We start from the raw sequence: 19,981 nt of genomic DNA on the forward strand, positions 1-19,981 counted from the left end.
CGGCTCCTCTACAGGGGCCGCCTTTTTTAACGCCTTTCAACTGCGTTGTCATGTATTCCCCACCGGTTTAGCTGGTGAGAAACTCGCCGATCAACGCTTTTGCTTTTTCGCCGCCGCTTCAAACAGCGCTGCCATAGTCCCGTTTTTGGGAGCCCCAGTTTTCGGCTGCGCACCGTGCGCCTGACGCTGCTTCGGCGCGCGACGAGGCTGACCCGCAGTGCTGGTTTTTTCTCCGGGCGTATCGTCCAGCCGCAGGGACAGCGCGATCCGCTTGCGGTCCACATCCACTTCCATCACTTTTGCTTTAACAATATCGCCAGCTTTCACCACTTCGCGCGGATCTTTAACGAAGGTATTGGAGAGCGCAGAAATGTGCACCAAACCGTCCTGGTGTACGCCCACATCGACAAAAGCACCGAAATTTGTCACGTTGGTTACCGTACCCTCCAGAATCATGCCGGGTTCCAGGTCAGAGACCTTCTCAACACCTTCCTGGAATTGCGCGGTTTTAAACTCCGGGCGCGGGTCGCGGCCGGGCTTGTCCAGTTCCTGCAGAATATCGGTCACCGTGGGCACACCAAACTTCTCGTTAGTGTAATCGCCCGCTTTCAGCCCGCGTAAAAACCCGGTATCTCCGATCAAACCTCTCACCTCACGCTTGTTGCGCGCAGCGATCTGCTCGACCACTTCATAGGCTTCCGGGTGCACACCGGAGGCATCCAGCGGGTTATCGCCATTGGCGATGCGCAAAAAGCCCGCGCACTGCTCGAACGCCTTGGCGCCCAGGCGAGAGACTTCCAGCAACTGTTTGCGGTTGCTGAATGCGCCGTTTTTGTTGCGGAAGTCGATAATATTGTTCGCCACCGAGGAATTAAGGCCCGCCACCCGCGCCAGTAGGGGTGCCGATGCGGTATTGATCTCGACACCCACGCCATTTACACAATCCTCGACTACCGCATCCAGTGATTTCGCCAATCGCGTTTGCGAAACATCGTGCTGATACTGACCGACACCAATGGATTTCGGATCGATTTTCACCAGTTCAGCGAGCGGGTCCTGCAGGCGGCGCGCAATAGACACAGCGCCGCGGATAGTTACGTCCAGGTCCGGGAACTCTTTGGCAGCAAACTCTGACGCCGAGTACACCGAAGCCCCAGCTTCGTTAACCATGACTTTTTGGATTTTCAGGTCTTTGTGGGCTTTGAGCATATCGCCGACAAACTTATCCGTTTCGCGCGATGCTGTACCGTTTCCAATCGCTATCAAACTGACATTATGCTTTTTGCAGAGCGCCACCAGCGTGGCTTCTGCTTCCATCACACGGTTTTGCGGCGGAGTCGGAAAAATCGCCCCGTGATCAAGCACCTGGCCTGTCGCATCCACCACGGCGACTTTCACCCCGGTGCGCAGACCCGGGTCCAGACCGATTGTCGCTTTGGGACCAGCCGGTGCCGCCAGCAGCAGGTCTTTGAGATTGCTGGCAAAGACCTCGATAGCATCCGCCTCCGCGCGTTCGCGCAGGCCGCCCAGGAGATCGGTTTCCAAGTGGGTGTAAAGCTTCACCCGCCAGGTCCAGCGCACCACCTCTGCTAGCCATTTGTCTGCAGCGCGGCTCTGGTCTTTAATGTCAAAATGCTCTGCAATCGAGATCTCGCAGGGATGCACAGTGCCAACCGGCGACTCCGCAGTGGGGTCCAGGGTAAGCGCCAAGGTCAAAATTCCCTCGTTGCGGCCGCGGAACATCGCCAGCGCGCGGTGGCTGGGCACTTTGCCAAACGGCTCACTGTGTTCAAAATAATCGCGAAACTTAGCGCCTTCCTGCTCTTTACCGTCGACCAGCTTGGCTTGTAAAAAGCTCTCGTGGGTCAGGAAATTACGCAGCTTTTCAAGGAGTTGCGCATCTTCGCTGAAGCGCTCCATCAAAATCTGTTTGGCGCCATCCAATGCCGCCTTGGCATCGTCAATTTTGTGTTCCGCATTGAGAAAAGCGGCCGCTTCGTCTTCAGGGTTGCGGGTGGGGTCTGCCAACAACAGGTCTGCCAACGGCTCCAAACCGGCTTCGCGGGCGATCTGCGCTTTGGTGCGGCGTTTGGGTTTATAAGGCAGGTAGAGGTCTTCGAGCTGGGTTTTGGTTTCGGCAGATTTAATCTGCGCTTCCAGCTCTGGGGTTAGTTTTTCCTGCTCAGCAATAGAGTTGAGGATGGTCTCGCGCCGGTCTTCCAGCTCACGTAAATAGCCCAGACGCTCGTCGAGTAAACGCAACTGGCTGTCGTCGAGGCCGCCGGTCACTTCTTTTCGGTAACGAGCAATAAACGGTACGGTGGCACCCTCGTCCAGCAGCGCCACTGCAGCGGCGACCTGACGTTCGTGGGTGTTCAATTCCTGGGCTATGCGACTGGTAATACTTATCATGGGGGGCACTAACTCTCCGAACAATATACGGCGAGCGATTATGCGCAAAAATCCCCCTGGGGCACAGACTTGAATTCACAATAAAAGTATGGGTGCACACAACCAGGCGCATCTGCCCCTGAACGCGACATCAAATATGAGGGGCAGACCACTTCATACGCAAGGGGTGATATAAAAGGCGGGAAAGACCAATCACTGCTGTTACGCACCGGTTCTCGCGCGTATACCCTCTGTAACACAGGCGAGTTAACGCAACATATCTAGCGTATGCAGCAGCGACATACGACGCAAGCCGCGCTCGCAGCGATTTGCGTGGCTGGGAGCCCAGACAGCGGATTCAGACCAAACACAATCCCAGGATACCTGCGTCACGCAAATATCGAGGGGTGATTTGTCAGCCGTTCTCAGCCGCTGGTGTGGTGGAGGTGTTAAATTTCTCTAACAAACTCGCTAGCTTGACAATGGTGTCCTTGCCCGCTTCTTTCACCAGCATCTGATATTGCTTATCGACCCGCGGGGCGAGCCGATCATGCAGACGCTTGCCCTTCGCACTCAGCTTGAGGTTAAGCGCACGCTGATCAGTTGCATCAACTTTGCGGATAATAATTTTATCCGCTTCAAGGCGGGCGAGAATACGCGAAAGACTTGGGCTTAGAATGCAGCTTTGGTTCGCAAGATCCTGTGCGTTGAGCTCTCCAGCCAATGCCAGCGTACGAATAACGCGCCACTGCTGCTCCGTTAAACTAGCGTCGCTAAGAACTGCGCGAATACAGGCCACAGAACTTTCACGAGCCTTTAAAAGAAGCAGCGGAAGATTATCGTGTGTTACCGTCATCAACAGATTCCTTAATTTTCGTTAAATCAGCTTTCCCTAAAAGAATAGTCAAGGTATGACAAAATAAATTCATTAATTAAGTATTTCTAAAAACAATACTCAATAAAAAGACTTAAATATCGCATTCAAGGCGATAAGAATGTGAAAATAGGCGACAGATTAAACAGCAGGCGCTGTGTTTTTCAGACGACCTTGCTCCATGGCCGAAAGAAGCTATCCTTAAAGACCCCGGCAGCCTGCCGGGGGTTCACAGAAATGTACGTATATTCTATTCGTTAAATATTAACGATCTAAATAGCTATTTTGTAAACAGCTAAACAATTGTTCCGTTCACTATTGGCTCGAATGCCGTGAGCCTGTCCATAATGCCTGCCGACCCCAGGCCGTGACTCAACCCGCGACTGCTGAACGCGGTTTCAAACTGCGCCTGTGCATTGCCGCCGTGCAGCGCCATATAATTCAGCAGCACAGTCTGAACCAACAAGTTAACGTTATTGGCCGCGGGGTTCGGGCGATCCGAACTGGTGCTGGTCTCCACATCACCACTCGCGCGCATATAGCCGATTTGCTGGTGAACCGCCTGCTCTTCTGGGGTTGCTCCCATTAAAACGGGACGACCGTTTGGATTGTATACCAGGAAGAACGCCGATGCGGTCTGCTGATTATCGCCAGTCCATACACCTTTACCGCGCCCCTGCTCGGAATCATCGGTCATGCCGTTACTGAACACCGAACCATCACTGAACACGTAAATCATCAGCGGAACGCCGCGGCGGGCCGCGTATTCCAGACACGCTCCCATACAACGGCCAGCGCGTAGATCACGCATCTCGCCGGTCGCACGATCACCCGTGTGATAATCGTAGCCACCCATAGTAATGGTGCCCGCGCCCGCGTAACCGTTGACGACCAGCTTCATGATGGACGCCGCTTTGCGGAATTCACCATCACTGTTGAATTCGTCGATGCTAAAGATCCCCGCAGGGCCGACGATGTCCGGATCTGCCGCAGGGTCGAGAAACGCCGGGTCAGGAAAGCTCTCTGCCAGATATGCGCTCTTCACATATGCGCAACTGACCAGATTTTTAACCGCGTCATCGTTGCTCATGCCGGTTGAAACACGACCCAGCTTGCGGTCACTCATGCGTGATACCGATTCCATCACCGCCACCACTTCGGACGGGCTAAGCGAACCGAAATCCCCCACGTCAACCAAACCGGTAACATCAGAAGGGCGGTCGACTTTGGTCGGGCGGACTTCGTTGTTAATCAGATCTGCCGGTGCCATGGAATTACCACCGGAGTCGCTGGTTCGCGACCCGCACAGGGCCAGCAGTTCGCCATTGGCACCCGCCATGTTAATGGCGTACATCGGGTTGTGCGGGTTATTGCCGGTATCGTTCTCTGAGCGTGCTGCGATCACGGCTCCGTTGATAGCTTGCTGGGTACCCGCGGCTGTGCGCTCGAGAATACCCCGCAAATAGCCGCTGTCTGAATGAAACGCCAGCCCCAACTGCGTATTGGTGTGGTCGCCGTTGCTGCCTGCTGCAGGATTGGCCTCTTCCAACCCCGGCACCATGTCGCCAGGCAAACCCTGCTTGCTGTAACCGGCGGTCGCCAGAAAATCCATCTGGCCACCCGCGCCACCAACCAACACGTTAGACCCGGCGATATTGGCGCCACCTGCCAGATCGAAGCAAATGAAGGGAATTTTGCCTGCGCCTGCGGTGATCCCGCAGGGAGCACGGCGGGCGTCGATGTCCGCCGACAGCGCCATGGCTTGGCGCGGATTGGCGAACAGGCTAAACATGGAGGTGCCCGCGATGGTGCCCATGCCTGCGCGAAAACCCTGGGCAATCAGCTCGCGGCGAGTGCGCGGGCGATGGTGATCCGGGTGCAGTAAGGGCTCGTCCGGGCGAAATGATTTAAAACGTCTGGCCATGAGTGTGATTACCTTATTGCAGTTATTGGATAAGCATGACCGCGCTGCCCGCTGTCGCGGCGCAAATTGCGATTGCCGTGGTTTCAGTATCCGCAGCGGCCATATCGTCCACCAGGGTGTAAAGGTCGGTTTTTAGCGCTGCCGGGTCAGCCTGGGTCGCCATCACTGTGGGCGAACCCTCGACGCTAACCGGGTTGGCCAAGAGTCCGTCGAGCAGTGGGTCTATTAATGAATCTGCGTTCGCGCGCGTTACATCCGCTGCGAAATTAAACCCAGGGAATACCGTCGCACGCCGCGTGCTGTCTTTCATCAACCCTGTGCAATAGGCCACGGAAAGCTGCATGACCCCCGCCTGATGTGCTGCCAGGAAGGTGTCGATTGCTTCGGTGACCGGTAATTGCTGACGCACGGTGTTATAAACCTCACTCACACTTGCCGGTGTGCTGGCCGCGGGAGTGCGTGTCATGCGTGCAATAGTGGCGTTGATCTCGGCAAAATGACGCAAGCCGATGTCGGATTGTTCGTAATCCAGGTCCGCAGGCGCCGGTGGCTGGGGCGCTGCTGGCGGTGTGCGGCTATAGCTGTGTGAACCGATACGATCGAACGACAGGAAGAACTGGTCGTTGTCCGGGCCCTTGTCCAGCTCCACGATAGTGCCCAACGGCGACAGGGTCGTGCCGGTTTCGGCATTGTAGTTAGCGCTATCTATCGTCATATTCAAATTGGCGTACACCTGTCCGACGGGTGCTTCGCGGCCATTCACCCCGATGCGCATACCTTCTATAGCGATGGCTTGCGCAGGGCTCTGGTCACTCAAACTGATGAAAAACGGTGTGTTGAACAGATAGCTGTAGCTGTCGTATTGCTCTACCTGGAACACAATGTAGCTCTCTGGCAGGTCCACATGCTCGGATACACCGAACATCAGATAGAATTTCTCGCCGACGCCCACATCAAAGTTAGTCACAACCTCCTCTGGGGTGAGGGTACGGTTGTGGATAGCCAGGAACCGAATGACTCCCTGCCACAGATACTGGTTATCGACTTCGTTACCCAATGCCAGCGCAAAGGTATCGTCCCAATCGTTGAGGTTGGTGCCGGCCATCTCCGGGTTACTTGCCACCTGAACACCGTTGACAAACAGTGTCATACCCTCGATGGGATTGTAGTTGGCCACCACATGTTGCAGGGTCGCCTGAAGTACTTCTGCGGCGTCATCGGTGGAGACCATCGGCATGCCATTGCCGTCACTGCCGGAGCTTCGGTTGGCAAAGTTATAGTTGTAAAGCGTTTGCCCAAGCATAAAATTGCGTATTTCCGAGCCGCCCGAGTAGCTCACAATGCGGGCGGGGCCATCCTGACTGACGTTATCCGGCACAACCCAGGCTTCGATAGAATACTCGCCGGTAGCGCGAATAAGCTTGGCGAGTTTGGCGCTCGAGCTGGTTGAACCCTGCGCCTTGCCATCGTTGATGCGGATACCCCAACCACCAACGCGCTGTACGTTGCCGCTAAGATTTAAATCCAGCGCGGGATCTACCCCGGAGGTGTCGTAAGCAATCTGTAACGACGAACTTTTGAATTCATAAAGCGCGATAACATTGGATTCCACACGTCCACCGCTGCTCACCACTATGCCATTCGGCAAACCGAGCGCATCACTGACTACCAGATTCGGATCGACCTCTGTGACGGGAATTCCCGCGGCAAACTCGGCGATCTTCTGGGTCATATAGTTAGCGTCGCTGGTGCAGTTCTCCCAGCAATTGTGAAACTCATTCGCCAACCGCAGTACCAGGCGCGACGATCCCGGTGTATCCAGATTCATTTTGCTGCGAGCAGCATCGTATGCAACATCCACATCAGCACTGCCTAAATAAGGCTGCTGCTGGAGTGCAGAATCTTCCGAGTGGCAGGACGCGCAGTAATTTTTCAACACCGGGTGTACGGTGCTGCCAAACAAGGCGCTATCCGCCGGAAAGCTTTTACTGTCTGCAACCGAAATGACCGGCGGCGGCGTCAGTACGATGACATTGCTGGCTGTGCCAGACGCGTTCGCCCAGGAGGAGATATAGTTGGTCAGGATCTCAGCACACACCTGCGGATCGCTCGCCCAGCAGTTGTGGCCACCACCCACCTTCTGTACCACGCGCGAGTTCGCCGGAATTTCCAAGTCCACCACGGAATTGGCTTCTGCGTAGGCCTGGTTGATGTCATCGCGACGCACAAACGCTGGCGAGGTGCCACCCTCTACGTGACAGGAGCCGCAACGCTCTTCGCTGGTGAGGTTATCCCACATACTGGATTTAAAGTTTTGCACATCTGCAGTGCTGGGCGAGGGCCCGGTGTACTGAATCGTGTTGTCCCCGTCGCCGTGCGAAAAGTCCGGGCTCTGTTCCACTTTTTCGCCACTGCCACCACTACAGGCGGCTAAGCAGCCAGCGATACCCACCAGAACAACGGGATATAAAGCGCGGGTGAATTTAGTCATCGTCAGGCTCATGATTATTCACCCTTGCAGTAATCAGCAGATTCGGCAAACACCTGCTTGATGTTGTAATTCGCATTTTTGAAATCGGTGGTCATAGTGGCGAGCTGAGCGCGATCTGCCGCATCACCTGGCTCGCGCAAACACACACTTTTGAACACTTTTTTCACCTGACAGGACGCAAATGCTTCCGAATGTGAAAGCTCCATCAGCATCGATCGCGCACCGTCGCCTTCACCCGGTAATGCGCTGTCCCAGCCCAGCACCTGGTTCTGGCCTTCCCGCCAGTAATTCGTCCAGTGATCGTTGGGTGTAACGTAACCATAGGGAAAGGTCGCACTATTGATGTGGTATTTCGCTTTTACGCGGGTGCCGGTTGCAGCATCGATTGCGCCTTCGGCGTTGTACGAAATCGAGCCATTCTCACCGGTGAGATCATTGTCGGCATCGTATTCGTAGTCGTAATAGGCGAAGGCCTGAGCGAGTGGGTCCATGCCAGAATGGCAGCCGAGGCAGTTATTGAGAAACACGCGCGCGTCGCCGCCGGGGCTGCGCGACACATCCTGACGAATGCGGTCCGGTACGCGCGTTACGTCGTGTACCTGCTCCAAATCCATGCATAAGTGATTAAGTAGGGTGAAGCGGAAATTTGCGCGATTAGTGCCCGCTTTAAAAAATGAGCGGGCAGCGGCGCGTGAGGTCACCACGCCAGCTGTGGCATCGGCGGGCAAGCCCGTCACCGATGCCTGACTGCGCACGACGAGGGCATCTTTCAAGCTGAGGCCCGCGCTTTCCAGCTGCGCATAGTGATTGTTATTGCTGTTGGAGTAGGCTGGCAGACCTAGAGCAGGGTCGGCCAGATAAAGAATATCGGCGTACAGAATCTCGCGAAAATCGCGATCGTCCCGCACAGCGCCTACCACCGTTGCCACATAATCATTGAGCGGTACAAACACATCCATCTCGCGATTGGTCCATGGCGCAGCCCAATTTTTGAGTGTGACGTTGTAAAAGCCGTCGTCTTCCATCGCCAGCATGGCCGCGGCAACACCGTCGTTATTATCCAGTTCAGCTTTCATGTTGAGCAGCACTTGCTCTGAGGGCGGCACACCGGCAATACGATCGTGAATTCGCTTGGCTTGGTCGAGTGTATCCGCCAATGCGGGGAACGCGACAGCTAAAGCAAGACCCGCAAGTGCGGCACCCAAGGTCGCACGCTTGTGCGCGGCGGCCGCGTCCCTGGGTTGGGGGTGAGCATTTATCATCGTTGAGCCTTTCGGTTTGTTTAGCGGCTGAAACCAAAGCCTGCCAGCCCGGCACTGTTTGCCGAAGCGGAGCAAAATTTGTTGGCTTCCGTCAAAATTTGTCACACAGCAATTTATTGAATCCGCGAGGCGATTTGGCAAAGTGTGAGTGATGTCGCAGTCTCTGCGATGAACACCCGTCAAAACCCCTAAAGTCGCTATTACCTACCGTGTTGTATTTTTGCACAACGCAGGAATTGTTCCCTGCGAAGTCGCCGCGCGGCGCAAAAATCCATTAACATGAACGAAATGAGACCCACTTCTTAAAAATTCATTGGAGAAAGTAGGATTTACATTTTTTTTAGAAAAACTTACGCACATGCTATTCAATAGCCTGCCCAGATAAGGGCAGTCGCGGCATTATTTTTATTCTAAAGAGCCATATTCTCTGAAAACTCCCGCATTAGTGTAAAAAAACGTAATTCTGCCGAGCAGCTCGCACAAAAAATCCAAGGTGGGCACAAAGCTTGTTTACATTCCCCGGATAACTGTTCGGCGGCACCCAGTTTTGCGTGCGTATAATCGGCACAATTGCGGCGGACAGCGTTAAATATTTTGGATTAAGTTATGAAGCACATTAGGCGATATTTAGCAGGGCTCTCCCTTCTGGCAGGTCTGTCGGGTTGCGATGTAAGCAACAACGGTGGCGGCAGCGACACTCAGGCGCCCGACCCGGTAGTCGTAGATTTTCCGATCGCCTATATCGAGCGCCCCCTTCCCCGCGATGAAGACGGTGAACTGATCGCCAGCAACATTATGGATGTCACCGCATTTAATCCCGGTGCCCGGTTAATGTTTAAAGCACGCGCCTCGGTCCCAGCAGAAAAAATTGTGCTAACCGATATCGCATTTATGCCCGCAGCGGAAACAGACCCGGAGACTGGGGAGGAAATCCCACTCCCTGAGGATTTCCGCCCCCAATACGATGTGAAAGATTTATCCGTGAGCCCGGATGGCACCAAGCTTTTATTTGCCATGCGCGCACCGGAGATTGAAAACGCCGACGAAGAGGATCAACCCACCTGGAATATCTGGGAGTACGACCTCGAGACAGAAATGCTTCGTCGAATTATCACGTCCGATATCGTCGCCGAAGAAGGTCAGGATATTAATCCGGCGTTTTTGGCCGATGGCCGCATTATTTTTTCGTCGAACCGTCAGCGTCGTTCCCGCGCGGTTTTGCTCGATGAAAACAAACCACAGTTTGCTGCGCTCACTGAAGATGGGGAGTCCGAAGCATTTGTACTTCACGTCATGGAGGACGATGGTACTGAAATCAAGCAAATTACCTTCAACCAGAGTCACGATCTCTACCCAACCCAGTTGAGCGACGGGCGCGTTATGTTCCTGCGTTGGGATAACTACCGCGACAGTAAAGATCACCTCAGCCTATACACCGCCAACCCCAACGGCAGTAACGTTACGCTGGAGTACGGTTTCCACAGCCAGATGACGGGCACCAACGACTCTGAAGGCGTGTTTGTAAAACCCCGCGAACTGGATGATGGCCGCGTACAGGTTACGCTGCGTCCGCGCGAATCCGGGCGACTCGGTGGTGGCATGGTGGCAATTGATACGGCCGAATTCACCGAATACAACGTAGCAGTCAGTGGCGCCGGCGTCAGTGGCCCCGCACAAACCTCTCTGGTGGGCGCTGAAATTGTGACCGACGGTTCACCCTCGCCAGCGGGTTATTACAATTCCGCCTACCCAATTGATGACGGCACCGGCCGTATGCTGGTGAGCTGGAGCCCCTGCCAGCTCAACGGCTACAAGCTGGGCATTTATATTGATGAAAATCTGCAGTTGATTGGCGAAAACGGCCAGTTTGTCGACGAAGATGGTGAAGACCTCGGCCAGAACGTTACACCGGTCACCATTGACGCCGATGAAGTCGGTAACTTCCCTTGCACAGCCGCGGTGCTCGAACTGGACAACATCGTATTGGCGCCACCCGTCTACGGCCTGTGGATATTTGACCCGACGACCCAGACGCAAGCGCCAGTGGTGCTTTCAGAACTGGGCACCATGAATACTGAAGCCCTGGTGATGCAGCCGCGGGCGCTACCCAATTACATCCCAGACCCGATTCCCGGCATCGACTTTGATCAAAAACTGGCGGACGAAAACGTAGGGATTGTGCATATCCGCAGCGTGTACGATGTGGACGGGGTCGATATCTCCCCCAACGGCATTCTCGCTACCGCCGACCCCTTACAGACACCAGAAAGTGAGCGTCCGGCACGATTCCTGCGCATACTCAAAGCAGTTTCCATGGCGGATGATGATGTAGTGGATTTTGACAACAGCGCCTTCGGCCGCTCCGGCGGACAAATGAAAGACATATTAGGGTATGTGCCCATCGAGCCAGACGGTTCTGCGATGTTCAAGGTACCCGCCGATGTGGCTTTCACCTTTTCTATTCTCGATGCACGCGGCCGCCGGGTAACGGCAGACGGCACCAGCGCACTGGGCCCACGCCATGAATACTGGATGGCACTGCGCGCGGGCGAAGTACGCCAGTGCAACGGCTGTCACGCTAACGGGGAATCGCCAACACCCCACGGGCGCTTCGGCGCGGAACCTCCTTCGATTAACCCAGGCGCCCTAGCCAGCGCCCCCTTCCCCAACACGCAATTGCGGGATGAGTTTGGCACTCCCCATGAACCGCCAGAAGTTGGCGAAACCATGGCCGAATACTATGCGCGCTTAAACGGGCCGCGTCAGCCGAACATGAATATTGTGGACTACAGCGATTGGACCGAAGACGGCACCCGCCCCCGCACTGCCACGCTCGACCTTAATTACAGCGATCTGGAGACCGCCGCCCCCACCGACTGCATCACCGATTGGAGCAGCCTGTGCCGAACGGTAATCAATTACCTTGAACACATTCAGCCCGTATGGGACAAAGATCGCCGTTTTTTCGACCCTGACGAAGAGGACCTGCTGGTAGCGGATTTTACCTGTACCAGCTGCCACAACACCGTCGATGCCAATGGTGCCGCCACGATTCCCGCGGGCAACCGCCAGCTGAATCTTAACTCCAGCCAGTCTGCAGAACGGGACGACTATGTTAATTCCTACGCGCAGCTGCTGTTCGGAAGTTTGATTCAGGAGATCGATGAGAACGGCAATTTGCGCAACCAGACCGAACAACTGGTGATCGACGGCGAACCCCAGTTTCAAACGGTGCAGCTCACTATCGATGACGTGCCACAATATGTTTACGTCGATGCCAATGGCCAACCGGTGGCAGGCCCCATCAACTCGACCGATCCGAACCTGACTCCGGTTCTGGACAACAATGGTAATCAGGTTCCCGCCTTGGTGCTGGAAGTCGATAGCGAAGGCAACCCCATTCCTATTTTGGTGGAAACCGGCAATCGCAACGGCGCGATTATGTCGCCAAACGGGGCCCTGGCTTCAAACCAGTTTTTCGCTCCATTTCTGCCTGGCGGCTCTCACGAAGGTTATCTGGATGGCGCCGAACTAAAACTTATTGCAGAATGGCTGGATATCGGCGGGCAATACTATAACAACCCGTTTGATGCACCCTGATGCCAGCATCCGTACCACAGCTATTAACCACTTTGGTCAGACTTTGCGCCCGCCGCAGCGACCGACGGACACATAGAATTTATTACATGGCCCCAAAAAAACACCTTGTTACCCGCTTGTGGATAATGCTCTGCATCAGCTTCCTGAGCGCCCCCGGCTTCGCCAAAGATAAAGGCGTAGACGTTGTAGTCACCGACGCCTACGCCGAGATGCATACGGGTCCAGGCCACTCACATCCAATTTTTCATGTAGTTGAAAAAGGCGAAACACTGCACATCAGCAAGCGCTACACCGACTGGTACAAAGCCCGCACCCTCAAAGGTAAGGTTGGTTGGGTTCACCGGGATGAACTGCGCGATACACTCGGCTTGCAGGGGGAAGAAATAGTCTTCAATGAAGCCGACCGGGAAGCTTACCGCGATCGCACCTGGGAACTCGGTGTAGGCGGTGGCAGCTTTTCCGGCTCGCGCTCGCTCAGTACTTACCTGGGCCTGCACATGACCCGCAATTTATCGACAGAATTGCGCTATACCCAGGCCTTTGGCTCGTTTTCCAACAGCAAATTGTTAGCGTTGAATATTCTTCACGAGCCTTTTCCAGACTGGAAAGTTTCGCCGTTTTTTACCCTGGGCTCTGGCGTCATTCGTATTAACCCCAGTTCTGATATCGTCCAAACAGAAGAACGCGACAATAGCGTGCTCACTGTAGGGGGCGGATTTTTATTTTATGTTTCGCGCAGTTTTTTATTCCGCGTCGAATATAACGATCACACACTTTTAACTGAGCGCGAAAGCAATGAAGAGGTTGACGAATGGAAGGCCGGTTTCAGCGTATTTTTCTAATAGCATTAACAGTATTTCTCGCCCAGGGTGCGCTGGCCCAAGATGCGCAGGAAAGCGATGGCCAAACTGTATTGGATGCAGTGATCAACCCCGACATCGAGCCGCGAAATATCGATGAGGATTTGATTGATAGCGAAAACTTCGAAGCGGGTATTTTTGCCGGGGTAATGAGTGTCGAAGACTTTGGCAGCAACAATGTTTTTGGTGTACGACTGGCCTATCATGTGACAGAAGACCTGTTTCTCGAACTCGCGAGCGGGCAAACTTCCACCACCGAAACCAGTTATGAAACTTTGAGTGGTGGCAGCCCGTTACTCACCGATGCACAACGTACATTGACCTACTACAACGTATCGCTCGGTTGGAATTTATTGCCCGGAGAAGTGTATCTTGGCAAATACGCGTTCAATACCAGTTATTACATCATTGGTGGTGCCGGTAACACGATGTTCGCAGACAACGAATATTTTACCTATAACTTCGGCGGCGGTTTTCGTATGGCGCTGACCGATTGGGTGGCATTCCGTCTCGATTTTCGCAATCACTTATTCACCCACAATATTCTGGGTGATGATAAATCTATTCAAAACCTGGAAACCCACTTAGGTTTGTCGCTGTTTTTTTAACGACCAAATACTCCGGGTGTGAGGAGAACAACATATGATACGCAACCGCAACTGGCTGGCCACCATCGCCCTAACATTCGCTGCCGCAACCTGTTGTATTGGCTTAAGTGGCAATGCGCTGGCCAAATCCGCAGGCGGCGCCGCCAAAGATTTCACGCTAAAAGCCAATAACGGCAAAAATGTTCGCCTTAGTGACCTGCGCGGTCAGGTGGTCATGCTGAACTTCTGGGCCTCATGGTGCGGCCCCTGCCGCCAGGAAATGCCACTGTTAGACGCTCTCTACAAAAAATATTCGCCGGCGGGTTTCACTCTGCTCGGCGTTAACGTGGAAGCGGACCCCAAAGAAGCGGATGCTCTGCTGAAGGAATTGCCGGTTAGTTTTCCTGTTTTATACGACACCACCAGCAAAGTCAGCGAAGCTTATAAAGTGGACGCCATGCCCAGCTCCGTGCTGATTGACTGCGACGGCAAGGTTAGTTACATCCACAAGGGCTACAAACCTGGCGACGAAAAAGAATACAAAAAACGTGTTAAAGAGTTGATCCGTTCATGCAGTATGTAAACACGGCACTCAGACTCGCCCTGGTGATCGCATTGAGCGGGCTCAGCGCCTGCTCTGCGATTCAACCCTGGGTAAAACCTTACGAACGTGAAAATCTGGCCGATCCGATTATGGCGTTTGAGGGGCACCCGGCATCAACAAAATATATGAATCACGTATACGAAGCCCGCGAATCTGCCCGTGGTGCCGAAGGAAGTGCCGGTGGCGGTTGCGGCTGTAACTAGCCCCAACACGCTAAAAAAAATGTACCAGACTCGCTAACTCGCCTTGCCAAACCTGCCGTACTAAAACGCCTGCAGGTAACTGGCCGACAATATTGCCATGAATAAATTGACTGCCCACCCATTACCTTCCGCCCTCGTGTTTATACTCGCCTGTTGGAGTGCATCCCTGTTCGCGGCGGTGTTACCCGAAGACCGTACCGATGTTCTCTACCACCGCTTTGAGGGAGGTGGGGTCACTATCGACGGCCCTTCGGTACTGGTGCGCAAAGGAGTGGCCGAAAAAGTGTCTGTGTGGGCAAATTATTATGTGGATTTTGTCTCCAGTGCATCGCTGGATGTGATAACCCAGGGCAGCGCCTACACCGAGGAGCGCACCGAAACCAGTACCGGCTTCGACTACCTGCGCGACCGCACCATTATGAGCTTGAGCTACACCAACAGCAGCGAAAGCGACTACGAGGCGGAAACCTTTGGTTTTGGCCTGAGTCAGGATTTTTTCGGTGATCTGTCGACGATTTCGCTGGGCTATTCCCAGGGCAATGATACGGTTCGCCAAAATGGCAGCCCTGATGTGCAAGAGCCAGCGCAACACCAGCGTTTCAGTATCGGCTGGACACAAGTCCTGACCAAAAACTGGATAGTCGCGCTGAACTCGGAAACCGTTATCGATGAAGGCCGCCTGGATAACCCCTACCGTGGCGCCCGCTATCTCGGCCCCGACGGGGCGCAACAATTATTCCAACCAGAAAGATATCCCACCACGCGCAACAGCGACTCCTTCGCGATCCGCAGTATGGTGTATTTGCCCTACCGCGCCTCGGTGCGTGCCGAAGCGCGAATATTCCAGGACAGCTGGGGGGTAAAATCCACCAACTATGAACTGCGCTACGTTCACCCCTACAAAGATAATTGGATTTTTGAAGCCAAGTACCGCATGTACGATCAATCGAAAGGTGCCGATTTTTACTCCGACCTTTTTCCATACGGCGACCCCGACCGACTTGATTTTCGCGGCCGCGATAAAGAGCTTGCCATCTTTAGTAATACCGCCTTTGGCCTGGGGGCCAGTTACGAATTCAAAGCCGGATGGTTGTCGTTTTTTGATAAAACAACAGTGAATTTATATTGGGACAGCATCGCATTCGACTACGAAAATTATCGCGATAATAAACCAGATAACACCGAGACCTTCGGCACCGGCAATGAGCCCTTATACAGTTTTAACGCGAATGTGGTACGCTTCTTTTTATCGGCGTGGTACTGAGGTAGAACGCGGCTTTTTTCCGATAAAAACCCACTTTAGTAGCAGTCGTCCGTTTAATTTTAGCTAAAAATCCGCGTGCGTTTTGCGTTTTATTCGCTGAAAGCGCACGCGAAATAAGGAATGATTGTGAAAGTGTTTAGCACAAAACCCGCGCTTATAATTACTGCTGCAACGTTAATGTTGGGGCTTGCTGGATGCAAAGCTGGCTGGGACGAAACCGAAACGGAAGACGAAACAGAAACCCCAACAGACCCAACCGAACTGGCGACAAACTTTTTTGGTTTAGGCCCTTACCGCCGCCTTGAATTTACCGAACAGGAAAACAACGAAGACAGCGGTACATTTAATCTGGTGAGCAGCGTCAAAGCCGGCGATACCACCACCCTCTCTGCCAGCGGCGATTTCGAAATACTGTCGTCAGGTTTTGGCCAGCTTACCGTAACCAGTGTGAGTACCGGCTCGGATGTAAGCGTGAATGATGAAATCACGTTTATAAAACTCAAAAATTCACTGACGATCGTTGCCCCTTTAAAAAACTCCAACAACCAGATTGTTCCCCTGATTAATGCCGACCACTGCAGCACATCGGATATCAACAATAACTGGGTGCTGTTCCAGCAGGCCGATAATTTTGACGTAGACGCCGATAATGAAGGCAAGCTGGCCTATTACGGAACCTTTGGCTGGAAAAATACATCCAGCAATACCGATATCACCAGCTATGATATCGACGGTGAACAGGCCGGTGACGCTCTCTCTTTATCCGAGAGCACTTGCGAAGAGGGGCGGGCGGTAAACACCAATCACCGTTATTTTTTAACCAATGCGAAAACAGCATTGCTCGAAATCGGCGAAAGTGCGGATGCCATAACGGCTGGCACTACCACCAACTCGCAATTCGCCATTGGCTTGGAACGAAAAAAACTGGCCGCGCTAAGCGATACCAACGGCACTTATATCGGCTACTTCACCAACAGTAACGATGGCGCTTATTTTCCGGTAAAAGCAGAATGTACCGATGGCACCTGCGAATTTAACCAGATGACGGACGTGGAAAACGGCAGCCTCGACAATGACAATACCTACACGCTCGCGTTGCTGGAATCTAAATTGAACGATCCAGGCAACGGCATGATTGCAGGCGATCTGACGCTTCCCGACAGTAACACTGCAGGTGCAACCTTCTGCACCTTCAACAATGACTACAATGGCAGCGGCATATATTTTATGGCCTGTGCAGGTCTGCCACCCGGTGAGGACGACAACGGTCAACACACTAACCTGTTCCTAATGACTCAGCCATAGGTGCTCGGTTGTCTGCTCACCGCAGAATAGTCTGATAAATCCGCCCCTGTACCGCAGGGGCACAACCGCGCCTCTTGTTTTTCCTCTCCATCCCGCTAAAGTTGGTGCCTTGAAATAATTCAGGGCCAATACATGAAAACCATAAAAGAATTAACACCGCTATCGATCGGCTTGGGCGTGATCATCGGCGTGGTGATGACTGCTGCTAACGTATACCTCGGGCTATATGCCGGTATGACTGTGTCTGCCTCTATCCCCGCAGCCGTAATTGCCATGGGCGTGCTGGTCGGTGTACTTCGCACCCGCAATATCTTCGAAGCCAACATCGTGCAAACCATGGCCAGTGCCGGTGAATCACTCGCCGCTGGTGTTATTTTTACTCTTCCCGCACTGGTACTCATCGGCGCATGGCAAGGCTTCGATTTCTGGGCAACCACGACTATCGCTGTCGCCGGTGGACTGCTCGGCGTGGTGTTTATGATTCCCCTGCGCCGCGCACTTATTGTCGAACACAAAGAACTGACGTATCCAGAAGGCGTAGCCTGTGCCACCGTACTTAACAGTGCTGGCGGCGAAGGCACCAAAGGCTTGTCGATAATTCTTAAAGGCTTAGGGCTGGGTGCGCTGTTCAAATTTTGCAGTGCTGGTCTGAAGGTGTTAACCGGCAGTGTGGAAGCCGCCTTCAAAGTTGGCAGCAGCACCATTTTTATGGGCCTGGATGCATCGCCCGCGCTGCTGGCTATCGGCTATATCGTGCGTCTCGAAGTGGCGGCACTGGTATTTATCGGTGGCACTATTGGTTGGTTTATTGGTATTCCGCTGTTAAGCACCCCCGCGGGCATGGAAGATGCGAGCGCACTGGATATTGCCTGGACACTCTGGTCGACACAAATTCGTTTCGTCGGTGTTGGGGCAATGATTGTTGGCGGTGTATGGTCAATTATCAGCGTTAGACGAGGCATTGTCGCGGGAGTGAAAGGGCTAGGCGCTCTGGTAACAACAACCGACGGCAACGATGAAATATCACGTAAGGAGCGCGATATTCCGCTGTGGAGCATGGGCGTGATACTGCTACTCGCCCTGCTCACAATGGGCGCGATTTACCGGCAATTTGTCGGTTCTACCGGCCTCGGTATCGCAACCGCTATTATCATGTTTATCGCATCCTTCCTGTTCGTCGCTGTATCCAGCTATGTGGTGGGTTTGGTCGGCACCTCCAACAACCCGGTTTCCGGTATGACGATCTCCGCGCTGCTTACTACCGCGGTGTTTTTTCTGGTGATCGGCATGGAAGGCAATAACGCAATTCTTGCAACTCTGGGTGTGGCCGCCGTCGTGTGTTGCGCGGCCTGTACCGCTGGCGATTGCTCTCAGGATTTAAAAACCGGCCATTTGATAGGTGCTACACCGCGCAGCCAGCAGATTGCGCAAATCATCGGCGTCGCTATTCCGGCGTTGGTCATAGCACCGGTATTGACCCTGCTGCACACCGCTTACGGCATCGGCGATGGCCTCAAAGCACCGCAGGCAACCCTGTTCGCATCCATCACCAAAGCGCTCTTCGGTCAGGGCGAGCTACCCTACCATATGGTGGCTATGGGCGCGGTGTTAGGCGTGATAATTCTGTTCGCCGATGGTTACCTGAAGAAAAAAGGCACCCGCTTTCGCCTGCACCTTATGCCCCTGGCGGTGGGTATCTACTTGCCGGTGACCCTGGCGGTGCCGATGTTTATCGGCGGATTAATGCGTTACGCGCTGGATAAAAAACACGCCGGACGCGCAGAGTCTGAAGACGCTGGTGTACTGGTCAGCTCGGGACTCATCGCCGGTGAAGCGATCATGGGTGTGATCGTGGCGATCTTCCTGTACCTCAATATCGGCATCGGCATCGAAGGCATCAGCAAACTGATCGTCGAAATGCTCAGCCTCGCCGCCTTCGCAGGTGTGTGTTTGTACCTGTGGAAAACAGCCGACAAATCAATTAACGGCTAGTACATCCCAGCGATCGAGAACCGGGCGTTAGGCCCGGTTCTTTTTCAACTTTCATTGCTTATCTGGCGTCCTGTACGCCCGCCTGTCTTTCCGGCTCACCTTCTGTTTCACGTAATTTGCGACGAATATCCATCCATACCTTGCCCAGCATGTTATCGCCCCGTTGGTCGCGACCAATACCCCAGTAGTGGTCGTAGAGGGAGGTCTCCAGAATCGTCTCGTCGCCGGTAGAGAGAAGAGCGTCTCTCACTGCCGGATACATTTGTACTTTGGTGTAGAGCGCGCGAGTCATCATAACCCTGCGTAGATTCTTCCAGCCGCGAACCTTGCGCTTGTACCAAACGCAGCCCAATTTGTACGCTTGCGCCGGGGTTGGCGCCGCTTTAATTTTCTCCCGCCAGCTATCACTTCCGGCGAGCTGCGCCTGAAAATAATGTTCCGCGCTGGGCCAGACTTCGGCTTCCAGTTCAAGCGGGTGAGCGGATACGGTGGAGAACAGGCTCTCCGGGTCAAAACGCGAAAAGCGAACAGCGTTTTCTTTCGTTAAATCGTGTGCGAACATGAAGGCTACTCAAACCAAAAACAGTGGCCAGTGTAAACCGGTTGGTGAACCGGCGCCAAACC

At 53.8% G+C, this 19,981-nt stretch carries 14 protein-coding genes; 8 read left to right on the top strand and 6 right to left on the bottom strand.

Going from position 1 to position 19,981, the window contains the following annotated elements; translation table 11 throughout:
• Positions 1-90: 90 nt before the first annotated feature.
• The 5 genes from TERTU_RS17430 to TERTU_RS17450 form a co-directional block, all read right to left on the bottom strand.
• Complete coding sequence (locus TERTU_RS17430; protein ID WP_015818909.1) at positions 91-2,412, bottom strand: Tex family protein; 2,322 nt, start codon at positions 2,410-2,412, stop codon at positions 91-93.
• Between the two features lie 394 nt (positions 2,413-2,806).
• Positions 2,807-3,247: a homoprotocatechuate degradation operon regulator HpaR gene (gene hpaR / locus TERTU_RS17435; protein WP_015818536.1), complete on the bottom strand. Its 441-nt coding sequence runs from the start codon at positions 3,245-3,247 to the stop codon at positions 2,807-2,809.
• A gap of 313 nt (positions 3,248-3,560) precedes the next feature.
• Positions 3,561-5,189, bottom strand: a complete 1,629-nt coding sequence (locus TERTU_RS17440) for a hypothetical protein (protein WP_015818216.1) — start codon at positions 5,187-5,189, stop codon at positions 3,561-3,563.
• Positions 5,190-5,211: 22 nt separating this feature from the next.
• Positions 5,212-7,680 (bottom strand): LamG-like jellyroll fold domain-containing protein, encoded by a 2,469-nt coding sequence (locus TERTU_RS17445; protein WP_041590452.1) that lies wholly within the window; start codon positions 7,678-7,680, stop codon positions 5,212-5,214.
• Positions 7,681-7,694: 14 nt separating this feature from the next.
• On the bottom strand, positions 7,695-8,942 hold the full coding sequence (locus tag TERTU_RS17450) for a hypothetical protein (protein WP_015819223.1): 1,248 nt from the start codon (positions 8,940-8,942) through the stop codon (positions 7,695-7,697).
• A 606-nt stretch (positions 8,943-9,548) separates the two neighbouring features.
• On the opposite strand from TERTU_RS17450, the gene TERTU_RS17455 reads away from it, so the two are divergent.
• The 8 genes from TERTU_RS17455 (at position 9,549) to TERTU_RS17490 (ending at position 19,357) form a co-directional block, all read left to right on the top strand.
• On the top strand, positions 9,549-12,542 hold the full coding sequence (locus TERTU_RS17455) for an HzsA-related protein (RefSeq protein WP_015819549.1): 2,994 nt from the start codon (positions 9,549-9,551) through the stop codon (positions 12,540-12,542).
• A gap of 86 nt (positions 12,543-12,628) precedes the next feature.
• Entirely contained in the window at positions 12,629-13,384 is a 756-nt protein-coding gene (locus tag TERTU_RS17460) for an SH3 domain-containing protein (RefSeq protein WP_041590306.1), read from the top strand.
• Positions 13,354-14,010: an outer membrane beta-barrel domain-containing protein gene (locus TERTU_RS17465; protein ID WP_015819898.1), complete on the top strand. Its 657-nt coding sequence runs from the start codon at positions 13,354-13,356 to the stop codon at positions 14,008-14,010. The genes TERTU_RS17460 and TERTU_RS17465 overlap by 31 nt, the downstream gene beginning before the upstream one ends.
• Before the next feature lie 34 nt (positions 14,011-14,044).
• The gene (locus TERTU_RS17470) at positions 14,045-14,572 is read left to right on the top strand and encodes a TlpA disulfide reductase family protein (protein WP_015818262.1); all 528 of its coding nucleotides are present in this window, start codon (positions 14,045-14,047) and stop codon (positions 14,570-14,572) included.
• Positions 14,560-14,796, top strand: coding sequence for a DUF4266 domain-containing protein (locus TERTU_RS17475; protein ID WP_015820016.1), 237 nt, complete (start codon positions 14,560-14,562; stop codon positions 14,794-14,796). The genes TERTU_RS17470 and TERTU_RS17475 overlap by 13 nt, the downstream gene beginning before the upstream one ends.
• Before the next feature lie 97 nt (positions 14,797-14,893).
• The gene (locus TERTU_RS17480; protein ID WP_015817328.1) at positions 14,894-16,060 is read left to right on the top strand and encodes a DUF3570 domain-containing protein; all 1,167 of its coding nucleotides are present in this window, start codon (positions 14,894-14,896) and stop codon (positions 16,058-16,060) included.
• 120 nt (positions 16,061-16,180) lie between these two features.
• Complete coding sequence (locus TERTU_RS17485) at positions 16,181-17,365, top strand: hypothetical protein (protein WP_041590307.1); 1,185 nt, start codon at positions 16,181-16,183, stop codon at positions 17,363-17,365.
• 132 nt (positions 17,366-17,497) lie between these two features.
• Positions 17,498-19,357 (top strand): OPT family oligopeptide transporter, encoded by a 1,860-nt coding sequence (locus TERTU_RS17490; protein WP_015818785.1) that lies wholly within the window; start codon positions 17,498-17,500, stop codon positions 19,355-19,357.
• A 58-nt stretch (positions 19,358-19,415) separates the two neighbouring features.
• On the opposite strand, the gene TERTU_RS17495 is transcribed toward TERTU_RS17490, so the two are convergent.
• Positions 19,416-19,919: an NADAR family protein gene (locus TERTU_RS17495; protein WP_015817112.1), complete on the bottom strand. Its 504-nt coding sequence runs from the start codon at positions 19,917-19,919 to the stop codon at positions 19,416-19,418.
• Positions 19,920-19,981: the final 62 nt, after the last annotated feature.

Origin of the sequence: Teredinibacter turnerae T7901 (assembly GCF_000023025.1) — a bacterium.
Classification (GTDB): domain Bacteria; phylum Pseudomonadota; class Gammaproteobacteria; order Pseudomonadales; family Cellvibrionaceae; genus Teredinibacter; species Teredinibacter turnerae_B.

Bases quoted from the DNA above. Each gene is read 5' to 3' on its own strand.
- TERTU_RS17430 (WP_015818909.1), bottom strand. From the start codon at position 2,412: ATGATAAGTATTACCAGTCGCATAGCCCAGGAATTGAACACCCACGAA.
- hpaR (WP_015818536.1), bottom strand. From the start codon at position 3,247: ATGACGGTAACACACGATAATCTTCCGCTGCTTCTTTTAAAGGCTCGT.
- TERTU_RS17440 (WP_015818216.1), bottom strand. From the start codon at position 5,189: ATGGCCAGACGTTTTAAATCATTTCGCCCGGACGAGCCCTTACTGCAC.
- TERTU_RS17445 (WP_041590452.1), bottom strand. From the start codon at position 7,680: ATGACTAAATTCACCCGCGCTTTATATCCCGTTGTTCTGGTGGGTATC.
- TERTU_RS17450 (WP_015819223.1), bottom strand. From the start codon at position 8,942: ATGATAAATGCTCACCCCCAACCCAGGGACGCGGCCGCCGCGCACAAG.
- TERTU_RS17455 (WP_015819549.1), top strand. From the start codon at position 9,549: ATGAAGCACATTAGGCGATATTTAGCAGGGCTCTCCCTTCTGGCAGGT.
- TERTU_RS17460 (WP_041590306.1), top strand. From the start codon at position 12,629: ATGGCCCCAAAAAAACACCTTGTTACCCGCTTGTGGATAATGCTCTGC.
- TERTU_RS17465 (WP_015819898.1), top strand. From the start codon at position 13,354: ATGGAAGGCCGGTTTCAGCGTATTTTTCTAATAGCATTAACAGTATTT.
- TERTU_RS17470 (WP_015818262.1), top strand. From the start codon at position 14,045: ATGATACGCAACCGCAACTGGCTGGCCACCATCGCCCTAACATTCGCT.
- TERTU_RS17475 (WP_015820016.1), top strand. From the start codon at position 14,560: ATGCAGTATGTAAACACGGCACTCAGACTCGCCCTGGTGATCGCATTG.
- TERTU_RS17480 (WP_015817328.1), top strand. From the start codon at position 14,894: ATGAATAAATTGACTGCCCACCCATTACCTTCCGCCCTCGTGTTTATA.
- TERTU_RS17485 (WP_041590307.1), top strand. From the start codon at position 16,181: ATGATTGTGAAAGTGTTTAGCACAAAACCCGCGCTTATAATTACTGCT.
- TERTU_RS17490 (WP_015818785.1), top strand. From the start codon at position 17,498: ATGAAAACCATAAAAGAATTAACACCGCTATCGATCGGCTTGGGCGTG.
- TERTU_RS17495 (WP_015817112.1), bottom strand. From the start codon at position 19,919: ATGTTCGCACACGATTTAACGAAAGAAAACGCTGTTCGCTTTTCGCGT.